Source organism: Pseudomonas sp. GV071 (genome assembly GCF_003050835.1).
Taxonomy (GTDB): domain Bacteria; phylum Pseudomonadota; class Gammaproteobacteria; order Pseudomonadales; family Pseudomonadaceae; genus Aquipseudomonas.
Map to the genome: position 1 here is coordinate 152,079 of NZ_QAOJ01000011.1, position 25,920 is coordinate 177,998.

The 25,920-nt window shown below is 59.6% G+C and carries 22 protein-coding genes; 5 read left to right on the forward strand and 17 right to left on the reverse strand.

The genetic code is table 11. The annotated features are described in order from the left end of the window. Positions 1–16 precede the first annotated feature (16 nt). From C8K61_RS20370 to mtnA, 13 genes are all read right to left on the reverse strand, one after another. The gene (locus C8K61_RS20370; RefSeq protein ID WP_108098125.1) at positions 17–1,036 is read right to left on the reverse strand and encodes a ketoacyl-ACP synthase III; all 1,020 of its coding nucleotides are present in this window, start codon (positions 1,034–1,036) and stop codon (positions 17–19) included. A gap of 2 nt (positions 1,037–1,038) precedes the next feature. Continuing rightward, entirely contained in the window at positions 1,039–1,674 is a 636-nt protein-coding gene (locus C8K61_RS20375) for an acetyltransferase (protein WP_108098126.1), read from the reverse strand. A gap of 1 nt (position 1,675) precedes the next feature. Next, positions 1,676–2,443 carry an SDR family NAD(P)-dependent oxidoreductase gene (locus C8K61_RS20380; RefSeq protein ID WP_108098191.1) on the reverse strand — a complete coding sequence of 256 codons (768 nt, stop codon included), beginning with the start codon at positions 2,441–2,443 and terminating at the stop codon, positions 1,676–1,678. Positions 2,444–2,450: 7 nt separating this feature from the next. Next, positions 2,451–3,518 (reverse strand): ketoacyl-ACP synthase III, encoded by a 1,068-nt coding sequence (locus C8K61_RS20385; protein ID WP_108098127.1) that lies wholly within the window; start codon positions 3,516–3,518, stop codon positions 2,451–2,453. A gap of 9 nt (positions 3,519–3,527) precedes the next feature. After that, the gene (locus C8K61_RS20390; RefSeq protein ID WP_108098128.1) at positions 3,528–3,734 is read right to left on the reverse strand and encodes a phosphopantetheine-binding protein; all 207 of its coding nucleotides are present in this window, start codon (positions 3,732–3,734) and stop codon (positions 3,528–3,530) included. 267 nt (positions 3,735–4,001) lie between these two features. Further along, the gene (gene rpsA / locus C8K61_RS20395; protein ID WP_108098129.1) at positions 4,002–5,681 is read right to left on the reverse strand and encodes a 30S ribosomal protein S1; all 1,680 of its coding nucleotides are present in this window, start codon (positions 5,679–5,681) and stop codon (positions 4,002–4,004) included. Positions 5,682–5,805: 124 nt separating this feature from the next. Next, positions 5,806–6,495 (reverse strand): (d)CMP kinase, encoded by a 690-nt coding sequence (gene cmk / locus C8K61_RS20400; RefSeq protein WP_108098130.1) that lies wholly within the window; start codon positions 6,493–6,495, stop codon positions 5,806–5,808. Further along, the gene (locus C8K61_RS20405; RefSeq protein WP_371920012.1) at positions 6,492–8,735 is read right to left on the reverse strand and encodes a bifunctional prephenate dehydrogenase/3-phosphoshikimate 1-carboxyvinyltransferase; all 2,244 of its coding nucleotides are present in this window, start codon (positions 8,733–8,735) and stop codon (positions 6,492–6,494) included. The genes cmk and C8K61_RS20405 overlap by 4 nt, the downstream gene beginning before the upstream one ends. Then, a complete protein-coding gene (gene hisC, locus C8K61_RS20410) occupies positions 8,728–9,840 on the reverse strand; it encodes a histidinol-phosphate transaminase (RefSeq protein WP_108098131.1) in 1,113 nt (370 codons plus the stop codon). The genes C8K61_RS20405 and hisC overlap by 8 nt, the downstream gene beginning before the upstream one ends. A gap of 26 nt (positions 9,841–9,866) precedes the next feature. Further along, positions 9,867–10,961, reverse strand: coding sequence for a prephenate dehydratase (gene pheA / locus C8K61_RS20415; RefSeq protein ID WP_108098132.1), 1,095 nt, complete (start codon positions 10,959–10,961; stop codon positions 9,867–9,869). Next, on the reverse strand, positions 10,961–12,046 hold the full coding sequence (serC, locus tag C8K61_RS20420) for a 3-phosphoserine/phosphohydroxythreonine transaminase (RefSeq protein ID WP_108098193.1): 1,086 nt from the start codon (positions 12,044–12,046) through the stop codon (positions 10,961–10,963). The genes pheA and serC overlap by 1 nt, the downstream gene beginning before the upstream one ends. A gap of 101 nt (positions 12,047–12,147) precedes the next feature. Continuing rightward, positions 12,148–14,973, reverse strand: a complete 2,826-nt coding sequence (gyrA, locus tag C8K61_RS20425) for a DNA gyrase subunit A (protein WP_108098133.1) — start codon at positions 14,971–14,973, stop codon at positions 12,148–12,150. A gap of 280 nt (positions 14,974–15,253) precedes the next feature. Next, on the reverse strand, positions 15,254–16,330 hold the full coding sequence (gene mtnA, locus C8K61_RS20430; protein ID WP_108098134.1) for an S-methyl-5-thioribose-1-phosphate isomerase: 1,077 nt from the start codon (positions 16,328–16,330) through the stop codon (positions 15,254–15,256). Positions 16,331–16,503: 173 nt separating this feature from the next. Between mtnA and C8K61_RS20435 the strand changes: the two genes are divergently transcribed. From C8K61_RS20435 to C8K61_RS20455, 5 genes are all read left to right on the forward strand, one after another. Then, positions 16,504–17,844 (forward strand): TRZ/ATZ family hydrolase, encoded by a 1,341-nt coding sequence (locus C8K61_RS20435; protein ID WP_108098135.1) that lies wholly within the window; start codon positions 16,504–16,506, stop codon positions 17,842–17,844. A gap of 51 nt (positions 17,845–17,895) precedes the next feature. Beyond that, the gene (gene ubiG / locus C8K61_RS20440; RefSeq protein WP_108098136.1) at positions 17,896–18,594 is read left to right on the forward strand and encodes a bifunctional 2-polyprenyl-6-hydroxyphenol methylase/3-demethylubiquinol 3-O-methyltransferase UbiG; all 699 of its coding nucleotides are present in this window, start codon (positions 17,896–17,898) and stop codon (positions 18,592–18,594) included. Continuing rightward, entirely contained in the window at positions 18,594–19,265 is a 672-nt protein-coding gene (gene mupP, locus C8K61_RS20445) for an N-acetylmuramic acid 6-phosphate phosphatase MupP (RefSeq protein WP_108098137.1), read from the forward strand. The genes ubiG and mupP overlap by 1 nt, the downstream gene beginning before the upstream one ends. 50 nt (positions 19,266–19,315) lie before the next feature. After that, complete coding sequence (locus C8K61_RS20450; RefSeq protein ID WP_108098138.1) at positions 19,316–20,056, forward strand: YciK family oxidoreductase; 741 nt, start codon at positions 19,316–19,318, stop codon at positions 20,054–20,056. Positions 20,057–20,434: 378 nt separating this feature from the next. After that, the gene (locus C8K61_RS20455) at positions 20,435–21,361 is read left to right on the forward strand and encodes a GGDEF domain-containing protein (protein WP_108098139.1); all 927 of its coding nucleotides are present in this window, start codon (positions 20,435–20,437) and stop codon (positions 21,359–21,361) included. Positions 21,362–21,521: 160 nt separating this feature from the next. Here C8K61_RS20455 and C8K61_RS20460 read toward each other — a convergent pair whose 3' ends face one another. The 4 genes from C8K61_RS20460 to C8K61_RS20475 form a co-directional block, all read right to left on the reverse strand. Then, on the reverse strand, positions 21,522–23,123 hold the full coding sequence (locus C8K61_RS20460) for a YdgA family protein (RefSeq protein WP_108098140.1): 1,602 nt from the start codon (positions 23,121–23,123) through the stop codon (positions 21,522–21,524). Positions 23,124–23,252: 129 nt separating this feature from the next. Then, positions 23,253–24,320 (reverse strand): AI-2E family transporter, encoded by a 1,068-nt coding sequence (locus tag C8K61_RS20465; protein ID WP_108098141.1) that lies wholly within the window; start codon positions 24,318–24,320, stop codon positions 23,253–23,255. A 62-nt stretch (positions 24,321–24,382) separates the two neighbouring features. Continuing rightward, complete coding sequence (locus C8K61_RS20470; protein WP_108098142.1) at positions 24,383–25,210, reverse strand: DUF4892 domain-containing protein; 828 nt, start codon at positions 25,208–25,210, stop codon at positions 24,383–24,385. Continuing rightward, complete coding sequence (locus tag C8K61_RS20475; RefSeq protein WP_108098143.1) at positions 25,207–25,872, reverse strand: glutathione S-transferase family protein; 666 nt, start codon at positions 25,870–25,872, stop codon at positions 25,207–25,209. The genes C8K61_RS20470 and C8K61_RS20475 overlap by 4 nt, the downstream gene beginning before the upstream one ends. Positions 25,873–25,920 lie beyond the last annotated feature (48 nt).

The following is a 25,920-nucleotide window of genomic DNA, read 5'->3' on the forward strand; positions in this document are numbered from 1 at the left end:
GACGTGCAGAAACCAGCTACCATTTGATGATGCAACCAGCCCACGAATAGCCAACCCCAAAACCTAGCGCCGCCATTAACGTATCATCCTTCAACAAGCCTTTTTCCTGAACGGCTTTCAACGCAATGGGAATAGTGGACGAAACAGTATTCCCGCAATGCTCATATTCAGCGATGAACTTATCTGCCGGGATCTTCAAACGCCGTCGAAGCGAATCAAGCATAAATTTGTTCGCCTGGTGCAGCACGAAGTAGTCTATCTTCTCGACAGATAAAGCCTGATCAAACAATCGATCAAATAGCTGCGGCACCCGCGTCATGGAAAACTCAAAGACCGACGGACCATCCATAAATAAGTTCGAGCTATTACGGACATTGCCGCTGTCGTCGACCGTGTCTGTCAGCAAGGACTGATCAGTAATAAAATTTCTCGCCCCGCCACTCGGTACAATCAGGTTGTGTGCACCGGCACCATCAGTCCCGTAGTTGAATCGACTTAGATACTCCTGTTCGCCCTCACACGCGGAAACCAGCGTCGCAGCCGCCGCATCCCCAAACAAGGTACGAACGCTTTTATCACCGGGATTGATGTACTTACTGTAGGTTTCTGCCGTCACCAACAAAACATTTTTAGCCTGACCGGTTTCAATCAAACCCTTGGCAATTCCAAGCCCGTAAACGAAGCCTGAGCACCCTTGGTTAAAGTCAAATGCGCCGCAGGTGATGGACAACCCAAGACGGTGCTGCAATACACAGGCAGTAGCGGGTAAAAAGTAATCCGGACTTTGGGTACAGAGAACCAGAAAATCAACATCGGCTTTTTTTATGGCTTCTGTGGCGAACAACTTCTCACACGCTTTAAATGCCAGATCAGATGCGCACTCGCCGGCACCCACTACTCGCCGAGTATTGATGCCGGTTTTGGAGAATATTTTTTCCACGTCCCACGCCGGATAGTCCGCCGCAAGCGTTTCATTACTTAAAACCCCATCAGGGAGCACATACTCGATAGCGCGTATCCGTGCATATTCTTTCATGATTACCCCGATATCTTTTTTGCAGGAACACCAAATACTGTGGATCCCGCTTTCACCGCCCGCATGGCGACACTTCCGGCGCCGACCACAGCATGACTCCCCACTTTGACCTTTGGCAAAACGACGGCGTGAGAACCGAGAAATGCACACTCCTCAGTGCTCGCCCCCCCCGTGATATCGCAGTGGGAGCTCAGGGTACTGTAAGCACCTAAGACCACGTCGTGGCCAATGGAAGTCGCTATATTGATGTTAACGAAGTCGCCGATAACACTGTCGGTTGAAATGACTACATTCGGACAAACAATTAACCCCTGACCCAGCGCAGCATTTTCCGCAACGATGGCGGTCGGGTGAATCATTGAAATGAACTCAGCGCCACGCGCGAGCATTTTCTCGACCACCCTCTTCCGATCCTGGGGCTTGGCGATGGCGCATATATGGTAAGAATCTGGTGCTGGCTGATAGTCGTCGATGGCGCCCACGATCGGAGGAAGGCCGGGAAACTTATCCAGCGCAGTGGAGTCATCGGCGATGAATCCGGCTAGTTGCCAGCCCAGGTTGGACTTGAGCCAGTCCTTCAGCCAGATACGCGTTTCACGGGCAAAACTACCAGCACCGACGATATATATATTCTTCATTTCACTCTGCCAAATAACCGCCATCGACAACCAACGACGTGCCGGTAACCCAACGTGAAGCCGCCGATAACAAGTAGTGAACGGCATAGGCCACATCCAAGGGGGTACCGATGCCTAACGGATGCTTTTGCTCAATAGCATTCATGGAATCGGTGCCCACCAATTGCCCGAGCGATTCAGCCATCTCGGTCTTTACCACTCCAGGAGCCACTGCGTTGATTCGGATGGACTCACGCGCAAGCTCAAGTGCTGCAGCGCGAACCATGGATTCAACCGCACCCTTGCTAGCGCAATAGCCCAACAGAGCAGGCTGACCAACTTTGGCCATTACTGAAGAGAGCAGCACAACACTACTGTCGGGGTTGCAAACGCCTTTTTGGCGAAACGCCTTGATCAGTGAAAACGCAGAAGTGACGTTGGTATTCATTAACGTCTCCCAATGATTAAGGCTCATCGCACGGATAGGCATGGGCGATTGCACACCTGCCGCGTGAACCAACCCATCCAGAGCAGCACTCATAGTTAGGCTTTTTAGCCAGGACGAAACATCTGACTTATCCAGAAAGTCTATGAGTGCTTGCACATGCCCGGAGCCGGTTAACGCGTTAAACGTAATATTTAACCGCTCAGAGTCACGAGCAGTAATAATCAACTGTGCACCCTGTTGACTCAGCCAGATGGCAATTTCTCGCCCGATACCTGAAGAGGCACCGGTTACCAGAATTCTTTTGCCCTGCAAACTAAAAGGAGAGCGACCAACGTTTTCCATGTTAACCCTAAGCAGCAATGGTGACCGGAGAGATATGAACATTATCAAAATCAATAATGCATGCACCCCACGAATAGCCCACTCCAAAACCAACTAACATATGCAAGCCATTTGCCGTTGAATTGGCACTTGCGTATTCAGTAGAAAGCGCCAATGGAATAGATGCACTGCTGGTATTTCCGTAATTTTCCAAGCTCATTAAAAACTTTTCAGCTGGCAACTTCATGCGCTTACCCAGATGTTCTAGCATAAAGCGGTTGGCTTGATGAAATACGAACTTCTGGATGTCTGCCTCAGCGTAGCCGGTCTCCTTTAGCAAGCCGTTAACCAGCGCAGGAATCCTCGCCAGGGTAAACGAAAAAATCTCGGCGCCGTTCATATAGAGATCAAAAGGCGTCCTTACATTGTCATGGACAAACTCACCCTGCCCCTTACGATCCCTGAAACCACCACCTGGAACAATCAAGTTTTTGGCGCCACGGCCGTCGGACCCCAGAATAAACCGCATATCAGCAGCTTGGTCGTCGTACTCAAGGAGCGTAGCCGTACCCGCATCACCAAACAGCGCTGCCACAGAACGATCGGTTTCGGACACCATCTTGCTAATGGTATCTCCTACCAACAGCAGCGCCTTGCCGCCACCATTAGCAGACAGCAAAGAGCCCGCCAGCCAGAGTCCGTAGACGTAACCGGAACAGCCCAACGCGACGTCGAACGCAGCGACAGTGACAGGTAATCCGAGCCGTTCCTGCAGAACACAAGCCGTAGCGGGCAAGGCGTAGTCGTGCGTCTGCGATACAAACACCAGCGTGGTGATGCTATCGAGATCGACGGACAGGTCTTCAAAAAGCCTAACGGCTGCAGAAACACAAAGATCGGACGTGCATTCACCGACTACAACGTGCCGACGCTTAACACCAGTACTGGAAATTATTTTCTGGATGGACTCCTCTCCGAATTTCTCCGCCAGGCTTGAGACCTCAGCCACCGTAGTTGGAACAGCGCTGGATATGCCAGCCACTCGAACATTACTTACTCGGCGAACTTGACTTTGACCATTCGAAGAATTCTCCATGACCAACCCCTAGCTATTTACAAGTTCAGCGACCGCATCAACGGTTTCACATTTATTAAGTGCATCAGCCGAAAGCGTTTTGTTCAGACGCTCATCTACAAGAGCCATAAAGGTAATAACAGCAATCGAATCCCATTCCAGCGCCTGACCACTTTTAACAGCCCCTTCATCAGCTTCCATTGCCTCTTCGATCAAACGAAATACTTCGACGTGCATGGTGTACTCCAATTATTTGATTCTTTAACGAATAAATTTTCTATATTCGAAAATGGTATTTAAAATCGATATTAACGCAATGATACGAGCGAGAGCCTGGAGGGGCAAGTGCAGCACCATTTCACCAAGAGCGGCATTTAGCCGCCGACCCGCCGCAAGGGTAGCGCATTTTAAACCATAACCCTGTGTTCACAACCTCCCCTCCTGAATGACGGAAACAAAAAAGGGCGACCGAAGTCGCCCTTTTTCTTAATGGAAGCTCAGAACTTAGTTCTGGTTTTCCATTTGTGCGCGAATCAGATCACCGATGGTGGTCGGACCAGCAGTTTCAACTTCCTGCTTGCGCATTTCTTTGATGGCTTCTTTTTCGTCTTCAACGTCTTTCGACTTGACCGACAAGCTGATTACGCGGCTCTTACGGTCAACGCTGATGATCTTGGCTTCTACTTCTTCGCCTTCTTTCAGCACGTTGCGGGCGTCTTCAACGCGGTCGCGACTGATTTCGGAGGCTTTCAGTACAGCTTCGATGCCTTCGGCCAGGGTGATTACAGCGCCCTTGGCGTCTACTTCTTTGACGGTGCCGCGAACGATCGCGCCTTTGTCGTTGGTAGCAACGTATTCGGAGAACGGATCGCTTTCCAGTTGCTTGATGCCCAGGGAGATACGCTCACGCTCTGGGTCAACCGACAGGATCACGGTGTCCAGCTCGTCGCCTTTCTTGAAGCGGCGTACAGCTTCTTCGCCTACTTCGTTCCAAGAGATGTCGGACAGGTGAACAAGGCCGTCGATGCCGCCATCCAGACCAATGAAGATACCGAAATCGGTGATCGACTTGATGGTGCCGGAGATCTTGTCGCCTTTGTTGAACTGACCCGAGAAATCTTCCCACGGGTTAGTTTTGCACTGCTTGATGCCCAGGGAGATACGACGACGCTCTTCGTCGATGTCCAGAACCATAACTTCCACTTCGTCGCCAACTTGTACGACTTTCGACGGGTGGATGTTCTTGTTGGTCCAGTCCATTTCGGAAACGTGTACCAGACCTTCAACGCCTTCTTCCAGCTCAGCGAAGCAGCCGTAGTCGGTCAGGTTGGTAACACGGGCAGTGACGCGGGTGCTTTCTGGGTAACGAGCTTTGATAGCAACCCATGGATCTTCACCCAGTTGCTTCAGGCCCAGGGAGACACGATTGCGCTCGCGATCGTACTTCAGCACTTTTACATCGATCTCATCGCCAACGTTGACGATTTCCGATGGATGCTTGATGCGCTTCCAAGCCATGTCGGTGATGTGCAGCAGGCCGTCCACGCCACCCAGATCGACGAATGCGCCGTAGTCGGTGAGGTTTTTGACGATACCTTTGACTTGCTGGCCTTCTTGCAGGGATTCCAGCAGAGCTTCACGCTCGGCGGAGTTCTCGGCTTCGAGGACGCTGCGACGGGAAACGACAACGTTGTTGCGCTTCTGGTCGAGCTTGATGACTTTGAATTCCAGCTCTTTGCCTTCGAGGTGCGTGGTGTCGCGCACTGGGCGAACGTCAACCAAAGAACCTGGCAGGAACGCACGGATGCCGTTAACGTCGACAGTGAAGCCGCCTTTAACCTTACCGTTGATAACGCCCTTAACCACTTCTTCAGCTGCGAAAGCCGCTTCCAGAACGATCCAGCACTCTGCACGTTTGGCTTTTTCGCGGGACAGCTTGGTTTCACCAAAGCCATCTTCAACCGCGTCCAGCGCAACGTGTACTTCGTCACCGACCTTGATGGTCAGCTCGCCAGCGTCGTTGTAGAACTGCTCGAGCGGGATGACGCCTTCAGACTTCAGACCGGCGTGGACAGTAACCCAGTCACCGTCGATATCAACAACGATACCGGTGATGATGGCGCCCGGCTGCATGTCGAGGGTTTTTAGGCTTTCTTCAAAAAGTTCTGCAAAGCTTTCGCTCATGTTAATTCCTGATTGATCTAGGACGGATAAACCCGCCCAGCATCCACATTCCAGACAACGTGGGTTTCGTTAGTTTAAAAGCCGGCTGTGGGATAAAGACTGGGTTCCCTACAGACCTGCTTGGTCATCCGGCGAGATCGCGGTTGGCGACTTCGCTCAGAATGCGTTCCAGCACCTGCTCGATCGAGAGTTCGGTGGAATCCAGCTGAATGGCGTCAGCCGCTGGTTTGAGCGGTGCCACCGTACGCTGAGTGTCGCGCTCATCGCGCAAACGAATCTCGTCTAGCAGACTCGCAAGATTAACATCATCACCCTTGGCCTTCAACTGCAAGTACCGGCGTCGAGCGCGCTCTTCGGCGCTGGCGGTCAGGAAAATCTTAAGTGGCGCATCGGGAAACACCACGGTACCCATGTCGCGACCATCCGCCACTAGCCCTGGCATTTCCTGGAAAGCACGCTGCCGCTGCAGCAGCGCATCCCTTACCGCGCCTAGTGCGGCGACCTGCGAAGCACCGGCACCGATCTGCTCGTTGCGGATCGCATCGGTGACTTCTTCGCCCTCAAGAATGATGCGTTGCGGCTGGCCATTGGCGGCGGCAACGAATTGCACATCCAGATGAGCGGCCAGCAGCTTCAGCGCTTCTTCATTGGTCAGGTCGACGCCATGGTTACGTGCCGCGAATGCCAGCAGCCGATACAGCGCGCCGGAGTCGAGCAAACTCCACCCCAGCTTCTTCGCCAACAGGCTGGCGATGGTGCCTTTACCGGAACCACTTGGACCGTCAATCGCGATGACTGGCGCCTGGTTGCTCATGATTTTCCCTCTTCAGTAACACGGATACCCACTTGCGCGGCCAGGCCGAGGAAGTTCGGGAAGGAGGTGGCGACGTTCGCACAGTCGTGGATGCGGATCGGCGCCGTGGCGCGCAACGAGGCGACGCTGAACGACATGGCAATGCGGTGATCGCCGTGGCTGTGCACGTCGCCACCACCCAGGGTGCCGCCGTCGATGATGATGCCGTCCGGGGTCGGTTCGACTTTCGCGCCCAACGCCAGCAGGCCGTCGGCCATTACCTGGATACGGTCGGACTCTTTCACCCGCAGCTCTTCCGCGCCACGCAGCACGGTGCGGCCTTCGGCAACCGACGCGGCGACGAACAGCACCGGAAATTCATCGATGGCCAGCGGCACCAGGTCTTCAGGGATGTCTATACCCTTAAGCTTGGCCGAACGCACGCGCAGGTCAGCAACCGGCTCGCCGCCCACTTCACGCGGGTTTTCCAGGGTGATGTCGGCGCCCATCAGGCGCAGGATGTCGATAACGCCAGTACGGGTCGGGTTGACACCGACGTGTTCCAGCACCAATTCGGAATCTTCGGCAATCGAACCGGCCACCAAAAAGAAGGCGGCCGAGGAAATATCCGCGGGCACTTCGATATGGGTAGCGATCAGCTTGTGGCCAGACTCAACGGTAGCCCTGTTGCCTTGGACACTCACCGGGTAGCCAAAGCCGCGCAGCATGCGCTCGGTGTGGTCGCGAGTCGGCGCCGGCTCGATCACCGTGGTGGAACCAGCGGCGTACAGACCCGCCAGCAACAGGCAGGATTTCACCTGAGCGCTGGCCATCGGCATTTCGTAAGTCATGCCGCCCAGGCGGCGACCGCCATGAATGGTCATCGGCGGACGACCTTCAGCAGCGGTGTCGATCAGTGCACCCATTTCCCGCAGCGGCTTGGCCACGCGGTTCATTGGCCGCTTGGACAGCGAGGCATCACCGGTCAGAGTCACGTCGAACGACTGCGCGGCCAGCAGACCAGACAGCAAACGCATCGAGGTGCCGGAGTTGCCCAGGTAGATCGGGCCAGGCGGCGCTTTCAGGCCGTGCAGGCCGACACCATGAATGGTTACGCGGCCGTGGTGTGGACCTTCGATCACCACGCCCATATCGCGGAATGCCTGCAGGGTCGCCAGGGCATCTTCACCTTCGAGGAAGCCTTCTACCTCGGTAGTACCTTCAGCCAGCGAGCCAAGCATGATCGAGCGGTGGGAGATGGATTTGTCACCCGGCACCCGAATTCGACCGGACAAACGGCCGCCAGGGTTGGCGAGGAAAATCACATTGTTGCTGTGCATGGCATCCACATAGGCCCGACGCGCCAGAATCTTGCTGAAATGTTCACGAGCCACCCGGGCGCGGGTAAAGACGCCCAGAAGCTGATGGCCATCCCCGGCATCGACCGCGTCGCGCAGGGCGTCGAGGTCGCTGCGAAAGGTGTCCAGGGTGCGCAGCACCGCCTCGCGGTTGGCGAGGAAGATGTCGTGCCACATCACCGGATCGCTACCGGCAATCCGGGTGAAATCACGGAAACCGCCGGCGGCGTAACGGAAAATCTCCAGGTTCTCGCTGCGCTTGGCCAGCGAGTCCACCAGACCGAATGCCAGCAAGTGCGGCAAGTGGCTGGTGGCGGCCAGCACCTCGTCATGGTGCTCCACGGCCATATGCTCGACATCCGCGCCGAGTGCGCGCCACAGCGTGTCGACCAGTTGCAGCGCAGCCGCATCGGTCCGCTCCAGCGGCGTCAGAATCACCTTGTGGCGACGGAACAGCTCCGAATTGGACGCCTCTACCCCGCTCTGCTCGGAACCGGCAATCGGATGACCAGGCACAAAGCGTGCTGGCAAACCGTCGAAGGCCAGGCGCGCCGCGCGCACCACGTTGCCTTTGGCGCTGCCGACGTCGGTCAGCACCGCGTCACCGAGGTCGAGCTTGGCCAGTTCGCGCAGTAGCTTTTCCATGGCCAGAATAGGGACCGCCAGCTGAATCACACTGGCGCCCTGACAGGCGGCAGCCAGATCTGCTTCGCAGCGATCGACCACACCGAGCTCTACCGCCAGGCGGCGCGACTCAGGATCGAGGTCGACACCGACCACTTCCCGGCACAGCCCGCTTTCACGCAGACCTTTGGCGAAAGAGCCGCCGATCAGCCCCAGGCCGATCACCACCAGGCGCTCGATGATAGGTGGGCGCTGTTGCGCCGCCATGACATCAGCCACTGGCCAGAACCTTGGTCAGGGCCGCCAGGAAGCGGGTGTTTTCAGCCTGAGTGCCGATGGTCACGCGCAAGAAGTTGGGCATGCCGTAGTTGGCCACCGGGCGCACGATCACGCCTTCGCGCAGCAGGCCTTGATACACGGGCATCCCTTCGCGGCCGACATCCACGGCAATGAAGTTGCCCTTCGACGCAATCCAGCTCAGGCCCAGCTCACGGAAACCCTGCTCCAGTTGCTGCATACCGGCATCGTTCAACGCACGACTGTCATTCATATAGTCAGCGTCAGCCAGCGCTGCACAGGCGGCGGCCTGGGCCAAGCTGTTGACGTTGAAGGGCTGGCGTACGCGGTTGAGCACATCGGCGATGGTCGGCGACGACAGACCATAACCAACGCGCAACGCGGCCAAGCCATAGGCCTTGGAGAACGTGCGCGAAACCAGCAAATTCGGATGATCCGCCAGGTAATCAAGGCCATCCGGCAGCTCGCCACCGCTGGCGTATTCGATATACGCCTCATCCAGCACGACCAGCGCATGCTCCGGCACCTTGGCGAGGAAACGCGCCAGGGCATCAGCGCCGAACCAGGTGCCAGTAGGGTTGTTCGGGTTAGCGATGAACACCACGCGGGTGTTGGCGTCGATGGCCGCCAGCATGGCGTCGAGGTCATGCCCCCACTCGTTGGCCGGCACCACTTTGGCCTGCGCGCCGACAGCCTGGGTGGCAATTGGGTACACGGCAAAGGCGTGCTCGCTGAACACTGCATTGAGGCCGGGCGCCAGATAGGCGCGGGCGACCAGTTCGAGAATGTCGTTGGAGCCGTTACCCAAGGTCACCTGATTGGCCTGCACGCCACAGCGCTCAGCCAGGGCGGCTTTCAGCTCGAAGCCGTTGCCATCGGGATAGCGGGTCAGCTCGGCAGCAGCCAAACGAATAGCCTCCAGCGCTTTCGGACTGGGGCCCAGCGGGTTTTCGTTGCTGGCCAGCTTGACGATGCTAGCCGGGTCCAGGTTCAGCTCACGAGCCAGCTCGTCCACCGGTTTGCCGGGGACATAGGGCGAAAGCTTTTGCACGCCGGGCTGAGCCAGGGCGAGAAAATTACTGCTCATGGGTTCTCCTCAGAGAATCAACGGGGTCACAGCACTGCCTTGGGGTAGGAACCCAATACTTTCAGTGCGACCGCTTCCTGATTGATCTTCTCCAGCACGTCACGGATCAGCGGATCACGGTGATGGCCGGCGAAGTCGATAAAGAACACATAGGTCCATTTACCGCTGCGCGATGGGCGGGTTTCGATGCGGGTCAGGTCGATGCCATTGGCATGGAACGGCACCAACAGCTCGTGCAGCGCGCCCGGCTGGTTGCGCATCGAGGCGATGATCGAGGTCTTGTCGTCACCGGTCGGCGGCACTTCCTGGTTGCCGATGATCAAAAAGCGCGTCGAGTTGTCCGGACGGTCTTCGATCTTCTCGGCCAGCTTGCTCAAGCCGTACAGGCTCGCCGCCATATCGCCGGCGATGGCCGCCGAGTTCCACTCGCTCTTCACCCGTTTGGCCGCATCAGCGTTGCTGGACACCGCTACGCGCTCAACATTCGGGTAATGGGCATCCAGCCACTTGCGGCACTGGGCCAGGGACTGGGCATGGGAGTAGATACGGGTAATGCGGTCGGTCTTGGTGACATCGCCCACCAGCAAGTGGTGGTGGATGCGCAGCTCAACTTCGCCACAGATCACCATGTCGTGTTCGAAGAAGCTGTCGAGGGTGTTGTTCACCGCGCCTTCGGTGGAGTTTTCCACCGGCACCACGCCGAAATTCACCGCGCCGGCGGCCACTTCACGGAACACTTCGTCGATGGCCGCCATCGGCACGGTAATCACCGCGTGACCGAAATGCTTCATCGCCGCCGCTTGGGTGAAGGTGCCTTCCGGACCCAGATAGGCCACTTTCAGCGGCTGTTCCAGCGCCAGGCAGGAGGACATGATTTCGCGGAACAGACGCGCCACTTCCTCGTTGGGCAGCGGGCCCTTGTTCAGTTCCATGATGTGCTTGAGCACCCAGGCTTCACGCTCAGGGCGGTAGAACACCGGTATCTCGCCTTCGGGCAGCGCGGCCATTTTCACCCGCGCCACTTCCTGGGCGCAGCTGGCGCGCTCGCTGATCAGGTCGAGGATCTTCTTGTCGAGACTGTCGATGCGTACCCGCAGCGCTTTTAGTTCGTGCTCGCTCATCAAGCGTGCTCCTTCTCGAACTCCGCCATGTAAGCCACCAGCGCCTCGACCCCGTCGAGACCGACGGCGTTATAAATAGAAGCGCGCATGCCGCCCACCGAACGGTGACCTTTGAGGTTGAGCAGGCCGCGGGCGTCGGCACCAGCCAGGAACGGCTTGTCCAGGCGCTCATCGGCCAGGCGGAACGGCACGTTCATCCACGAGCGGGCATTGATGGCAATCGGGTTGCTGTATAGGCCGCTGGCGTCGATGGCGCCGTACAACAGCTCCTTCTTGGCACGGTTGCGCTGCTCCATGGCAGCCACACCGCCCTGCTCTTTCAGCCACTCGAACACCAGGCCGGACAAGTACCAGGAGAAGGTCGCCGGGGTGTTGTACATCGAGCCGTTATCAGCCGCGACTTTGTAGTTGAGCATGGTCGGCGTGCTGGAGCGGGCGCGACCCAGCAGGTCTTCACGCACAATCACCACCACCAGACCAGACGGGCCGATGTTCTTCTGCGCACCGGCGTAGATCAGGCCGAACTTCGACACATCGAGCTCGCGGGACAGAATGTCGGAGGACATGTCCACCACCAACGGCACGTCACCGGTTTCAGGGATCCAATCGAACTGCAGACCACCGATGGTTTCGTTACTGGCGTAGTGCACGTAGGCCGCGTCTTTGCTCAGCTGCCACTCGTTCTGGCCAGGAATGGCGAAATAGTCGTAGGGCTTGGCGCTGGCTGCGACGTTGACGTTGCCGTAGCGACGAGCTTCTTCGATGCTTTTCTTCGACCAGATACCGGTATCGATATAGTCGGCCGTGCCGTCTTCGGGCAGCAGGTTAAGGGCGATTTCGGCAAATTGCTGGCTGGCGCCACCTTGCAGAAACAGCACTTTGTAATTCGACGGGATAGCGAGCAAATCGCGCAGGTCCTGCTCCGCCTTCTCGGCGATGGCCACGTAGTCATCGCTGCGATGGCTCATTTCCATGACCGAAAGGCCTTTGCCGTTCCAGTCCAGAAGTTCGGCCTGGGCACGTTGCAGTACAGCTTCGGGAAGCGCGGCTGGGCCTGCGCAGAAGTTAAAGGCTCGCTTGCTCACGTCAGTCTCTCTCAGTTCACCCACACCGCCAACGATGCGGCAGTGCATGCTGTCATTCGTGCAGGGTTAGGGCGCTCACCTCAAGTGAGCGCCCTGCCCGCTTACTCTTCGCTTGGCTGCTCTTCGTCATCAGCAACAACGTCGTCGGACACCGCGTCGATGGCATCGCTGAGATCAGCACTGTCCATGTCAGCCGCTTCCAACTCAGCGCCTTCCAGCACCTCGCCGTCTTCGCCCAGCAGCACCTGGCCTTCCACTTCCGAAGGCTCTTGCACACGCTCAAGGCCAACCAGTGTTTCGTCGCTAGCCAGCTTGATCAGGGTCACGCCCTGGGTGTTACGGCCCGAGCTGGACACTTCGTCAACGCGGGTACGCACCAAGGTGCCCTGGTCGGAGATCAGCATGATCTCTTCGCCGTCCTGCACCTGGATGGCGCCGATCAGCTTGCCGTTACGCTCTTTGGTGACCATACCGATCACGCCCTGACCGCCACGACCGCGACGTGGGAACTTGCTCAAGGCAGTGCGCTTGCCAAAGCCGCGCTCGGAGGCGGTAAGGATCTGCGCACCCGACTCCGGAATCAGCATGGAGATCAAGGTCTGACCTTTGCCCAGACGCATGCCGCGGATACCGCGAGCGCCACGGCCCATCACGCGAATGGAGCTTTCAGCGAAACGGATCACTTTGCCGGAGTCATTGAACAGCATGACTTCCTTGGCACCGTCAGTGATGGCGGCGGCGATCAGGGTGTCGCCTTCTTTCAGCTTGAGGGCGATCAGGCCGCTGGTGCGCGGACGGGCGAACTGCGACAGCGGGGTCTTCTTCACGGTACCCATGGCGGTGGCCATAAAGATGTACTCGCCGGTAGGCTCAGCCACCCATTCAGCGGTCTCGCCTTCGACTTCTTCGACCTCGGCCGCTTCTTCAGCCTCAACCACTTCGCCTTCGATCACGTCTTCAGCGTCGTCCAGATCCTCGTCGGCACCGGCGGTTTTCTGCAGGGCTTCGAGATCGATCTGCAGCATGGTGGTGATGTATTCACCTTCATCCAATGGCAACAGGTTAACCAACGGACGACCACGGGCAGCGCGGGACGCTTCCGGAATTTCGTAGGTCTTCAGCCAGTACACCTTGCCCTTGCTGGAGAACAGCAGCAGGGTGGCGTGGCTATTGGCGACCAGCAGGTGCTCGATGTAGTCCTCATCTTTCACACCGGTCGCCGACTTGCCTTTACCGCCACGACGCTGAGCCTGATAGGCCGACAGCGGTTGGGTTTTGGCATAGCCGCCGTGGGAGATGGTTACTACACGTTCTTCTTCGGTGATCAGGTCACCCAGAGTCAGGTCCAGACGGGTATCGAGAATCTCGGTACGACGCTTGTCACCGAACTCGGCCTTCACGCCTTCGAGCTCTTCGCGGATCACTTCCATCAGGCGCGTGGCGCTGGTGAGGATGCGGATCAGCTCGCCGATCTGTTCCAGAATTTCCTTGTACTCGGCCAGCAGCTTTTCGTGCTCGAGGCCGGTCAGGCGGTGCAGGCGCAAGTCCAGGATGGCCTGAGCTTGCTCAGGCGAAAGATAGTACATGCCATCGCGCAGACCGTATTGCGGGTCGAGGTCCTGCGGGCGGCAGGAATCGGCACCAGCGGCTTCGACCATGCCTTGTACGGCGCTGGATTCCCAGGCGCGGGATACCAGGGCTTCTTTCGCTTCAGCCGAGCTTGGCGAGGCCTTGATCACGGCGATGACCGGGTCGATGTTGGACAGGGCAACCGCCTGACCTTCAAGGATATGGCCACGTTCGCGGGCTTTGCGCAGCAGGTAAACGGTACGGCGGGTCACCACTTCACGACGGTGAAGGATGAACGCTTCGAGCAGATCCTTGAGGTTCAGAATCTTCGGCTGGCCGTCGATCAGCGCCACCACGTTGATACCGAACACGCTTTGCAGCTGGGTCTGGGCGTAGAGGTTGTTGAGGATCACCTCAGGCACTTCGCCGCGACGCAGCTCGATCACGATGCGCATACCGTCCTTGTCGGACTCGTCGCGCAGCTCGGTGATGCCTTCCAGTTTCTTCTCTTTCACCAGCTCGGCGATCTTCTCGATCACCCGGGCTTTGTTGAGCTGGTACGGCAGCTCGGTGATCACGATCTGCTGGCGGCCACCGACCTTATCGATGTCTTCGAACATCGCGCGGGCGCGAATCTGGATACGGCCACGACCGGTGCGGTAGGCCTCGATGATACCGGCACGACCGTTGATGATCGCCGCGGTCGGAAAGTCCGGACCCGGGATGTAGTGCATCAGGTCATCGATCGACAGCTCAGGGTTGTCGATCAGCGCCAGGCAGCCGTCGATAACCTCGGTGAGGTTATGCGGCGGAATGTTGGTCGCCATGCCCACGGCAATACCGCTGGAACCGTTGACCAGCAGGTTGGGGATCTTGGTCGGCATGACCGCCGGGATGATTTCGGTGCCGTCGTAGTTGGGCACCCAGTCGACAGTTTCTTTGTCGAGGTCGGCCAGCAGCTCGTGGGCGAGCTTGGTCATGCGCACTTCGGTGTATCGCATGGCGGCGGCGTTGTCGCCGTCCACCGAACCGAAGTTACCCTGGCCGTCGACCAGCAGGTAACGCAGGGAGAACGGCTGCGCCATCCGGACGATGGTGTCGTAAACCGCAGTGTCACCGTGAGGGTGGTACTTACCGATTACGTCACCGACCACACGGGCGGATTTCTTATAAGCCTTGTTCCAGTCGTTACCCAGCTCGCTCATCGCGTAGAGCACGCGGCGGTGCACGGGCTTGAGGCCGTCACGTGCATCCGGCAAGGCGCGCCCGACGATTACGCTCATTGCGTAGTCGAGGTAGGACTGTTTCAGCTCGTCTTCGATATTGACCGGGAGGATTTCTTTGGCCAGTTCGCCCATGAGAAGCCTGGTTCCTTTTTCTGGTGAAACTCCGCGCATTCATCCTGAATGACGTGGAGCTCGCCGTCGCGGCCTTGGGGCCAGCAACGACTCATGACAAATCAACGAGTTATGGCATGGATCTGCGCAATTTGGGTGACCATGGCAGGCCCCCTTGAAAACTGACGGAGAGTACCACACCCGATGCCCCGAACCTATCCCCGCAGAGCACGCCGCGCGTCAGGCAGCGCCATATAAATGACATCACCTGAACGCACGGAACAGCTCTTAAATGAAGGAGTTAGTGCAAACGCTTGCGGCACATCAGCAACGCCATCTTGGCCTTGTCCGGACGCTCAACCACACCCTTCTCGGTCACGATGAAATCGATCAAGTCAGCCGGGGTCACATCGAACACCGGATTCACCGCCGGCACGTCTGCCGCCACCCGTTTGCCGGCCAATTCCAGCAGCTCGCTGCCAGCCCGCTCCTCGATCGGAATGTCGTCGCCGCTTTCCAGGTTCATGTCGATAGTCGAACTCGGCGCCACCACCATGAAACGCACACCGTGGTGCATGGCATTGACCGCCAACTGGTAGGTGCCGATCTTGTTGGCCACATCGCCATTAGCGGTGATGCGGTCGGCGCCGACGATCACCCAGGTAATGCCCTTGGTCTTCATCAGATGGGCCGCCGCCGAGTCGGCATTCAGGCTGACCGGAATGCCTTCATTCAGCAGCTCCCAGGCGGTTAGCCGTGAGCCTTGCAACCACGGCCGGGTCTCGTCGGCGTACACACGCTCGACCAGGCCGTCCAGGTACGCCGCGCGAATCACCCCCAATGCCGTACCGAAACCGCCAGTGGCCAGGGCGCCGGTGTTGCAGTGAGTCAGCAAGGTTTGCAGGTTGCCCTGGTGGCGACGAATCAGGTCGACGCCCAGTTGCGCCATGGTCAGGTTGGCTTCGCGGTCACTGTCATGAATGGCCACGGCCTCGGCGTTCATGATCGCCAGGGCGTCGTCGCTATCTTTCAGGCGATACAGGCGCTCACGCATGCGGTTCAGCGCCCAGAACAGGTTAACCGCGGTCGGTCGCGAGTTATTCAGGACTTCGAAATCTTCTTCCAGGGCCATCTGCCAGTCGTCACCCTCGGCCAGGCGGGCGCGCACGCCCAAGGCCAAGCCGTAAGCGGCGGCAATGCCGATCGCCGGGGCGCCGCGCACCACCATGTCCTTGATCGCCTGTGCCACTGCCGCTGCGGATTCGTAGCGCACCCAGGTTTCCTCGAAAGGCAACGCACGCTGATCCAGCAGGTACAGCGCGTCATCCCGCCAATCGATGGCCTTGACCTTCTCTGCCGCCAACAATTGCTCGCGCATGACCATCCTCGTACTCAGAAGCGAAAAGCCGCGGATTATAGCGAGCCCCCGACTTGGGTGCTCGGGTATACTTCGCCAGCGCTAAAACCTGTCCAGGTTCTCCTTCTCAACCTGGCGTAGCCGTCGCACTACATTGCTGTAAGCCCTGTCGTTATAAACCAATGGATGCCGCCATGCCCAACACTGCCGCCCCGCTCGACCTGTTGCTCCTGCCGACCTGGCTGGTGCCTGTCGAGCCCGCCGGCGTGGTGTTGCAGGATCATGGGTTGGGTATTCGCGACGGCCGTATCGCCCTTATAGCCCCGCGTGACGAGGCCTTGCGCCATCCGGCAACGGAAGTGCGCGAGCTGCCCGGCATGCTCCTCACACCCGGCCTGGTAAATGCCCACGGCCATGCGGCGATGAGCCTGTTCCGCGGCATGGCCGACGACAAGGCGCTAATGAACTGGCTGCAAGACCATATCTGGCCGGCCGAAGCCAAGTGGGTGGATGAAGCCTTTATTCGCGACGGCACCGAGCTGGCGATTGCCGAGCAATTGCAAGGCGGCATCACCTGCTTCTCCGACATGTACTTTTTCCCGGAAGTCTCCAGCGAACTGGTGCACACCAGCGGCATTCGCGCGCAGATCACCATCCCAGTGCTGGACTTCCCCATTCCCGGCGCCCGTGATGCCGATGAAGCACTGCGTAAAGGCCTGAGCCTGTTCGATGACTTGCGCCTGCACCCGCGCATCAAGGTCGCCTTCGGCCCCCATGCGCCCTATACCGTCAGCGACGACAAGCTGGAAAACATCCGCATGCTCGCCGAAGAGCTGGACGCCGGCATTCAGATGCACGTGCACGAAACCGCCTTCGAGGTGCAGCAAAGCCTGGAACAACGTGGCGAACGGCCAATGGCCCGTCTGGCCCGCCTGGGCCTGCTGGGCCCGCGCTTCCAGGCGGTGCACATGACGCAAATCAACGATGAAGACCTGCACCTGCTGGTGGAAAGCAACGCCAGCGTCATCCACTGCCCGGAGTCCAACCTCAAGCTGGCCAGCGGTTTCTGCCCGGTGGAGCGCCTGTGGCACGCTGGGGTCAACGTGGCGATCGGTACCGACGGCGCCGCCAGCAACAACGACCTCGATCTGCTCGGCGAAACCCGCACCGCCGCCATGCTGGCCAAGGCCGTGGCCGGTTCCGCCACCGCCCTGGATGTGCACCGCGCGCTGCGCATGGCCACCCTCAACGGCGCCCGCGCCCTGGGCCTGGAAGACCAGATCGGCTCGCTGGAACTCGGCAAAGCCGCCGACATTGTGGCATTTGACCTCACCGAGCTGGCCCAGCAACCGGTGTACGATCCGGTATCCCAGCTGATTTATGCGAGTAACCGCAACAGCGTCAAACATGTCTGGGTCGGTGGTAAGCAGTTGCTCGACAACCGCCGCCTGACCCGCATGGACGAAGAAAAACTGCACGCCAGCGCCACCGCCTGGGGCCGCAAGATCGCTGCCGGCCGCGCCACTGTAGGTTAATTTGCCGCTGCCTCGCCCAGCCGCACAGAATTCGATTCGAGGAAAACCCGTATGAGCAACGTCGACCACGCCGAAATCGCCAAATTTTCCGCCCTCGCCCACCGCTGGTGGGACCGCGAGAGCGAGTTCAAGCCGCTGCACGACATCAACCCGTTGCGGGTCAACTGGATTGACGAGCGCGTCGGCCTGGCCGGCAAGAAGGTCCTCGACGTTGGTTGTGGCGGCGGCATCCTCAGCGAAGCCATGGCTCAGCGTGGCGCCACCGTCACCGGTATCGACATGGGCGAAGCGCCGCTGGCCGTGGCTCAACTGCATCAGCTGGAATCCGGCGTGCAGGTGGAATACCGCCAGTGCACCGCCGAAGCCCTGGCCGAAGAAATGCCCGAGCAGTTCGACGTGGTCACCTGCCTGGAAATGCTCGAGCACGTGCCCGACCCGGCCTCGGTGATTCGCGCCTGCTACGCCATGGTCAAACCCGGCGGCCAGGTGTTCTTCTCCACCATCAACCGCAACCCCAAGGCCTACCTGTTCGCCATCGTGGGCGCCGAGTACCTGATGCGCCTGCTGCCGCGCGGCACCCACGACTTCAAGAAATTCATCCGCCCCTCGGAACTGGGCGCCTGGAGCCGTGCGGCTGGCCTGGAAGTGAAAGACATCATTGGCCTCACCTACAACCCGCTGACCAAGCATTACAAGCTGGCCAACGATGTAGACGTCAATTACATGATCCAGACCCTGAAGGAAGCCTGATGCGCCTGCGAGCCGTTCTTTTCGATATGGATGGCACCCTGCTCGACAGCGCGCCAGACTTCATCGCCATTGCCCAGGCCATGCGCGCCGCCCACGGCCTGCCGCCGATGGCCGACAAGGACATCCGTGACCACGTTTCCGGAGGCGCCCGCGCCATGGTCCTGCGTGCCTTCGACGTAGACCCGATGTCCGAGCAGTTCGAGGCCCTGCGCCTGGAATTCCTCGAGCGCTATCAGCAGCACTGCGCAGTGCTGACCAAGCCCTTCGATGGCATTCCCGAGCTGCTTGCCGACATCGAACAGGCCAAACTGATCTGGGGCGTGGTGACCAACAAGCCGGTGCGTTATGCGGCGCCGATCATGGAGCAGTTAGGCCTGGCCGAGCGCTCGGCGATCCTCATCTGCCCGGACCATGTGACCAACAGCAAGCCTGACCCCGAGCCGCTGCTGCTGGCCTGCTCGCGCCTGGGCCTGGACCCGGCCAGCGTGTTGTACGTGGGCGACGACCTGCGCGATATCGAGTCGGGCCGCGCCGCCGGCACCAAGACTGCCGCCGTCACCTACGGCTATATCCACCCCGACGACAACCCCAACCACTGGGGCGCCGACGTGGTGGTCGATCACCCGCAGGAACTGCGCGCGGTACTCGACCGCGCCCTGTGCAGCTGCTGACCGTTCTACTGCAGGCCCACGGCCTGGCATTTTATTAAGAGAGATTGCTGATGTTCGATTACTCCGCCCGCCCCGACCTGCTCAAGGGCCGTACCATCCTGGTGACCGGCGCCGGCCGTGGCATCGGCGCTGCCGCTGCAAAAACCTATGCCGCCCATGGCGCCACCGTGTTGCTGCTGGGCAAGACCGAAAGCAACCTCAGCGCCGTCTACGACGAGATCGAAGCCGCTGGCCACCCGCAGCCGGTGGTGATTCCGTTCAACCTGGAAACCGCCCTGGCGCACCAGTACGACGAACTGGCGGTGATGATCGAAAACGAGTTCGGCCATATCGACGGCGTGCTGCACAACGCCTCGATCATCGGCCCGCGCACGCCGCTGGAACAGCTGTCGGGCGACAACTTCATGCGCGTCATGCAGGTCAACGTCAACGCCATGTTCATGCTCACCGCCACCCTGCTGCCACTGCTCAAGCTGGCGCCAGACGCCTCGGTGGTGTTCACCTCCAGCAGTGTCGGCCGTAAGGGCCGCGCGTACTGGGGCGCGTATGGCGTGTCGAAGTTCGCCACTGAAGGGCTAATGCAGACCCTGGCCGATGAAGTGGCCGACGTCACCAACGTGCGCGCCAACAGCATCAACCCCGGCGCCACCCGCACCGACATGCGCGCTCATGCCTACCCGGGCGAAAACCCGATGAACAACCCACTGCCCGCCGAGATCATGCCGGTGTACCTGTACTTGATGGGGCCGGACAGCCAGGGCGTGAATGGCCAGGCTTTCGACGCGCAGTAAGAAAGCCACACCCCAGCGGGGCAATCTCCGTCATCCCAGCGAAGGCTGGGATCCAGAATTTTCCGGGAAAACGCACTCGCCAAGCCATTCTGGGTCCCGAATCGTCGGACCGCAGCCTTCGCTGGGACGACGGTTGCTGGGTAACGGACCGCGCGGGAAACCCCTGACAAGAAATTGGCGATCACCCTCAGACGCCCACCGGCAATTTGCCACCCCTCGCCAAACAACCGGCAAACCGGCGGCAAAAGCTTGCCGCTGGCACTGTATAGATACTGATAAGTAGCTGATTTTATTAGCTTAAAAACACAAATGTGACACCTGGCACACTATTCGCAAAAGGGAAGCTGTCGCCGCATTTCGCGCTCGAGGTTCCCCGGTATGGTCCCCCCAAGCAAAACCAACACAATCGACTTTGATGCCGCCAAGCTGCAGCGTCTGGGTTTCGCCAGCAACCGCACGCAGTCCGTGCGCCCCGTTTCGCTGGCGCAACTGCGGCAGAAGCTGAACCTGCAATTGCAGACCAGCCTGGAAGTCGAGCGCATTCTCGACATTTTCTTCCGTGAAGTTCAGCGCCTGGTGCCGTTGCACGCCCTGGCCTACCAGCAGCCGTCCAGCGACCTGCGCCTGGAGCTTGGCACCCGCGCCACGCATTCGGCTGGCTACCGCCTGAACCACGACGGCGAATACCTGGGCGAGCTGATTTTCCGCCGCAACCAACGTTTTTCCGAAGAAGAGCTGACCCAGCTGGAATCGCTGCTGGCCTGCATGCTCTTCCCGCTGCGCAACGCCCTGCTCTACCGCAAGGCCGTGCAGTGCGCCCTGCGTGACCCATTGACCGACACCGGCAACCGCATCGCCATGGACCAGGCCTTGCAGCGCGAAGTCGATCTGGCGCGCCGCAACCTGCAACCGCTGTCGGTACTGATGCTCGATGTCGACCACTTCAAGAGCATCAACGATACCTACGGCCACAGCACCGGCGATGAAGTGCTGCGCGCCATGGCCGCGACGCTGAAGGCGCAGCTACGCAATATCGACATGATCTTCCGCTTCGGTGGCGAAGAGTTTCTGGTGCTGCTGTCCAACACCAGCCGCGAAGGCGCCGCGATGGTTGGTGAGCGCCTGCGCTTTGCCGTGCAGGAACTGCAGTGCACCGCGCAAAACCAGCACATCGACGTGTCGGTAAGCCTGGGTTGTGCCTGCCTGCTGCCCGGCGAGTCAGTGGACAGCCTGCTGCGCCGCGCCGACAGCGCGCTGTATGTGGCCAAACGCGATGGCCGCAACCGCTTGACCATGGCGGGCTGATAGCGCAACCGAAATGCCGACAATAAAAAAGGCCAGTCATTTGACTGGCCTTTTTTATTTATGCCTGAACGATCAAGAGCATCGAGGCTGAAGCCTCTCCCACAAGCACCGCAGACTACTTGAGGGAAAAGCTGGGCCTCGATTGCCGAGGGCTAGGGAATCACTGCTCCTCAGGCACCTCTTCCGGCATTTCTTCCGGCGCTTCTTCATCGAGGGCACCGGCTTCTGGCGCCTCGTCGTCCGGCACCATGCCTTCAGGCTGCTCGTCACCGCCCGCGCCGCCCAGGCCACCGGCCTTGGACATCACCAGCATGGCGAACTCTTCCACCGACATTTTCTGGTCGTTGAATACCACTTCGTTGTTGGCGTAGTGCAGGCTGGATTCCAGCTTCTCACCCTTGAGCGCCACCAGTTCGGTGGACAGGGCCATGCCGCTGCCCATTTCGGTGAACATGTTGGCTTGCTCTTCGATGGCTTTTTCGTCGGTCTCGCCAGCGATGGCGGCCTGTACACGCACGCCATCGCCGATCACGGCTTTGTCCACCGACAGCTTGGCGTCCGCCTGGGCGATCAGTTGCTTGGCCAGCTCAGGTGGCGGCAGCTCGAAGGATTCCGGCTTGTTGAAATCCACCGACAGGCTCAACGCGGCTTCGCCGTGGGCAGTCTTGATGCTGAATTTTTCCATCGCAATATGCGGCTTGCCGGCCAGCAATTGGCCGATGTCGGCTTTCAGTTTTTCTTCTTCGGCGGGGCTGAAGGCCATTTCCGGCGCTTCCTGACCCAGGGCCTGGGCTTGTTGCACCGGCGCCAACTTGTCTTTGTACAGTTCAACCAGCGACTGCACGGCAGCGGCATCGAAGTCCTTCATGCGCCAGAGCATTTGCACGCCGGCGATGTCTTTGCCGGCGAAGCTGATCTGACCGATGTCGTAGGACACATGGCCAGCCAACTTGCCAGCAGCCTCTTCGAAGCTACCGGTCTGCGACAGGTTCTTGATCAGCACAGGTGGTTTGTCGGCAATCTTGAATTCGGCGCTGGCCAGCTTGACGCTGCTGTCGCCGAGGTAGAACTCACCGCTGCCCAGCTTCTGGTCGCTGTCCATGGTCAGGTCACGCAGTTCGACCTTGATTGCCTCGCCGTTGGTGTCGGTGCCACTCAGCAGCAGGCTCTCCATAGCGCCTTTGATGGCGACTTTCTCGGCACGGGCACTGGCATCGATATCCAGTTTCAGACCGGAGAACTTAACGTTCTGGCCTTCCTCAGGGGCAAAATCCAACGGTGTCAGCTCGAGGGTGCCCGAGGTGGAATGGTCGTAACCCAGGCTCACCTGGCCGGTCAGCGGTGCCGCGCCTTTGGCCGCGTCGAACCACTTCTGGGTCAGCTCGTTGGGCTCCAAGGCGAAGTTGCTGGTGGCCAGTACCGGCCACAGGTTGAGCTTGGCCAGGCGCGAGGCCGGCAGCGGGCCATGCTGGATGTTGTCGACCAGCAGCACTTCCACGTGGCGCGCTTCGCCTTCGGAAGCCGGCATGTCCAGGGTCAGACGGTAGTGGGCAGTACTGGTGAACAGATGGCTGTCCAACGACAGCAATTCCAGCTTGCTGGTGATGCCGGTACCCAGCAGCGCGTCGGCGCCTTTCTGGTTGGCTTCAGCAATGGAACCTGCCAATACGTCCGGCAGTTGTTTGCCGGTGTACCAGGCACCGCCGGCGCTGAGAATACCTACAGCGACCACTACGCCTACTGCAATTCCTGTTTTTTTCATGAGTCGACTCAACCAATGTCCATGTTTAAGTGAATGTGCCTTCCTGGCCCTGAGCCTTTGCACAGCGAACGCAGTACAGCGAAAGACGGCGGCGATGGTAGCACTGCGCTACCCACGCTGCTGTGTTGCCTATCTCTCTTCGATGATTTTCACCGACGCTGTTGCCGGGTCGGTTTTCACCCAATCGCTGAGCAGGCTGTAAGCCACGGCCAGCAAGGTTGGGCCGAGGAACAGGCCCATAAAGCCGAAGGCCAGCAGGCCGCCGAACACGCCCAGCAGCACCACCACCAGGGGCAGGTTGCCGCCGCGGCTGATCAGGTAGGGCTTGAGCACGTTGTCGACGCCGCTGACGATAAAGGTGCCCCAGATACCAAGGAAGATCGCGTAGCCGTATTCGCCTTTCCAGGCCAGCCAAGCGGTGGCGGGAATCCACACCAGCGGCGGGCCCATGGGAATCAGGCTGAACACAAAGGTGAGGATGCCGAGCAGAATCGCCCCCGGCACGCCAGCAATCCAGAAGCCGATCAAAGCCAGCACAGCCTGAGCCGCCGCCGTACCAATCACGCCGTTGACCACCCGCTGTACGGTGCCGGCAATCAAGTGCAGGTAGTGGTCAGCGCGCACGCCGATCAGGCGATGCAGGCCTTTGCGTACCAGGTCGGCCAGTGCCGGACCATCCCGGTAGAAGAAAAACACCAGCACCAGGCTCAGGGTCAGTTCCAGCACCCCGCCGCCAATCCTGGCGCTACGCGCCAGCAACCAGTTACCCACTTCGCCGAGGTAGGGTTTGACGCTGGCAAACACCGCCGCGCCCTGTTGGTCGATGGTCATCCACCAGCCCACCAGACGATCTCCTACCAGCGGCACGCGGCCTAGCCACTCGGGCGGCGCAGGCAAACCTTGTACTTGCAGGTCTTTGACCAAGTTGACGGCGTCGCGCACATGGTCAGCCAGGTTGAAGCCCAGCCAGACCAAGGGGATGACCACCAGAAACATCCAGCAGGCGGTCAGAATGCCCGCCGCCAGCGATGCGCGCCCGCCCAGCCAGCGGGTCAGCAGCGGCATCAGCGGCCAACTGGCGAACGCCAATACCGCTCCCCAGAACAACGCCGAGAAGAACGGTGCCAGCACCCAGAGGGCCGCACCCAATAGCGCCAGCAGAAGGATCTGGACCAATAAGCGGTCATTGTTCGGCATGTAGCGCTCCAATACGGGAAGAGCCGCCCAGGCAGACCCGGGCGAGCAAAATGAAGCCGAGCTTAACGCAGGAGCTTGAAGGATAGGCCGTCGCTTGGCCCTTGCTGAACTTCCATGCGCGCCGCACGGACCCGCTCGGCCACCAACGCATCGCGCCAGGCCGCTGCATATTTGCCGCTCAGGCTGACGCGCAGAGTGCTGTCCTGATTGAGCGTGCGCCCCAGCAATTCGGCCCAGGCCGCCACTGGCTCGCCGTCGAGGCTGACGAAGTCCAGCTCGCCGGTGTTGCGCAATTGCCGCAGCAGGGTCGCCGGGCCTGGCAGCAGTTCGCCGAGGTCGGCTTGATTGTCCAACTGCTCCACGTGCAGATACGCGCGGCGGTTACCGCGGGTAATGCTATAGAGCGCCACGAGGGTGTTCTGCTTGGGTTCGGCGAGGCGCAACAGCAAGTAGGCCTGCTGGTCATCGGCGCCGAGCAGCTTGGCGTTGCCGAACACCGAGTTGGCCCACAGGCTGCTGGAACCGCATTCGCGGCTTTCACACCAGTAGAGCAACTCGGCGCCCTGCTCTTGCAAGGTGTCGCGGGCGGCGTTGAAGGCTTGGCCGGAGGTGTGTTCGGCCGGCAGTTCGTAAGTCACCGAGCGCATGTGGCCCTGACTGTCGATTTGCCGCTCATAACGCAGGGTGCCGCTGATGCGGCGAATCGAGCCGAGGGGATAGATCCGCTCCTGGGCGGCGACATCGCGAAAATCGACGATTTCGGCACGCGGGAAGCGCGGAAGAATTTCCAGGTCCTGGCTGCCAGGCAAGTCGGCGGCGGACAGCGGTTGCACGGCCAGGCAGGCCAGGGAAAGTGCCAATAGGCTAAACAGTCGCATTGTTCCTCTCATCGAATCAGCATGCTCTGGGCGGATTTCACCACCTTGTCGGGCGTGCCCATGGTCGCGGCCGGCACATTCAGGCCACGCTGCACCGCCGGCCGCTCACCTACCTGCTTCAACCAGCGCTGCAGGTGCTCAAGGCCTTCCACCGAAACGCCAGCCCACTCGTGGCGCAGCACCCAGGGGTAGGTGGCAATATCGGCAATGCTGTAGGCGCCAGCCAGGTATTGCTCGCGGCCCAACTGGCCGTCGAGCACTTCATAGAGGCGGCGGGTTTCGTGCTGGTAGCGGTCGATGGCGCCCTGCAGTTTTTCCGGAAAGTAACGGAAAAAGACGTTGGCCTGGCCCTGCATCGGGCCCACCCCGCCCATTTGAAACATCAGCCACTGCATCACCTGCGAACGGCCTTTGACGTCCTGGGGTAGCAGTTGGCCGGTCTTCTCAGCGAGGTAAATAAGGATGGCACCGGATTCAAAAACCGCGAAGTCGTCGTTTTCACGATCGACGATGGCCGGAATCCGGCCATTGGGGTTGATTGCCAGGAAGGCTGGGGTTTTCTGTTCTTTCTTGTCGAAGCTGAGGCTGTGCACCTGGTACGGCAACCCCAGCTCTTCGAGGACGATGGAGGCCTTGTGGCCGTTCGGCGTGGCGGCGGTATAGAGCTCGATCATGGCGAAACCTGTCTCTGCCGGGCGGAAGCTGCCGAGCCTGCGCAGTTG

What these genes read in the sequence shown, in the direction of transcription:
- gyrA (WP_108098133.1), bottom strand. Translation starts at nt 14,973, where the DNA reads ATGGGCGAACTGGCCAAAGAAATCCTCCCGGTCAATATCGAAGACGAG.
- C8K61_RS20385 (WP_108098127.1), bottom strand. Translation starts at nt 3,518, where the DNA reads ATGGAGAATTCTTCGAATGGTCAAAGTCAAGTTCGCCGAGTAAGTAAT.
- C8K61_RS20375 (WP_108098126.1), bottom strand. Translation starts at nt 1,674, where the DNA reads ATGAAGAATATATATATCGTCGGTGCTGGTAGTTTTGCCCGTGAAACG.
- C8K61_RS20435 (WP_108098135.1), top strand. Translation starts at nt 16,504, where the DNA reads ATGCCCAACACTGCCGCCCCGCTCGACCTGTTGCTCCTGCCGACCTGG.
- C8K61_RS20460 (WP_108098140.1), bottom strand. Translation starts at nt 23,123, where the DNA reads ATGAAAAAAACAGGAATTGCAGTAGGCGTAGTGGTCGCTGTAGGTATT.
- C8K61_RS20475 (WP_108098143.1), bottom strand. Translation starts at nt 25,872, where the DNA reads ATGATCGAGCTCTATACCGCCGCCACGCCGAACGGCCACAAGGCCTCC.
- mupP (WP_108098137.1), top strand. Translation starts at nt 18,594, where the DNA reads ATGCGCCTGCGAGCCGTTCTTTTCGATATGGATGGCACCCTGCTCGAC.
- C8K61_RS20455 (WP_108098139.1), top strand. Translation starts at nt 20,435, where the DNA reads ATGGTCCCCCCAAGCAAAACCAACACAATCGACTTTGATGCCGCCAAG.
- hisC (WP_108098131.1), bottom strand. Translation starts at nt 9,840, where the DNA reads ATGAGCAGTAATTTTCTCGCCCTGGCTCAGCCCGGCGTGCAAAAGCTT.
- C8K61_RS20380 (WP_108098191.1), bottom strand. Translation starts at nt 2,443, where the DNA reads ATGGAAAACGTTGGTCGCTCTCCTTTTAGTTTGCAGGGCAAAAGAATT.
- pheA (WP_108098132.1), bottom strand. Translation starts at nt 10,961, where the DNA reads ATGAGCGAGCACGAACTAAAAGCGCTGCGGGTACGCATCGACAGTCTC.
- C8K61_RS20450 (WP_108098138.1), top strand. Translation starts at nt 19,316, where the DNA reads ATGTTCGATTACTCCGCCCGCCCCGACCTGCTCAAGGGCCGTACCATC.
- ubiG (WP_108098136.1), top strand. Translation starts at nt 17,896, where the DNA reads ATGAGCAACGTCGACCACGCCGAAATCGCCAAATTTTCCGCCCTCGCC.
- C8K61_RS20370 (WP_108098125.1), bottom strand. Translation starts at nt 1,036, where the DNA reads ATGAAAGAATATGCACGGATACGCGCTATCGAGTATGTGCTCCCTGAT.
- mtnA (WP_108098134.1), bottom strand. Translation starts at nt 16,330, where the DNA reads ATGCGCGAGCAATTGTTGGCGGCAGAGAAGGTCAAGGCCATCGATTGG.
- cmk (WP_108098130.1), bottom strand. Translation starts at nt 6,495, where the DNA reads ATGAGCAACCAGGCGCCAGTCATCGCGATTGACGGTCCAAGTGGTTCC.
- C8K61_RS20470 (WP_108098142.1), bottom strand. Translation starts at nt 25,210, where the DNA reads ATGAGAGGAACAATGCGACTGTTTAGCCTATTGGCACTTTCCCTGGCC.
- C8K61_RS20390 (WP_108098128.1), bottom strand. Translation starts at nt 3,734, where the DNA reads ATGCACGTCGAAGTATTTCGTTTGATCGAAGAGGCAATGGAAGCTGAT.
- rpsA (WP_108098129.1), bottom strand. Translation starts at nt 5,681, where the DNA reads ATGAGCGAAAGCTTTGCAGAACTTTTTGAAGAAAGCCTAAAAACCCTC.
- C8K61_RS20465 (WP_108098141.1), bottom strand. Translation starts at nt 24,320, where the DNA reads ATGCCGAACAATGACCGCTTATTGGTCCAGATCCTTCTGCTGGCGCTA.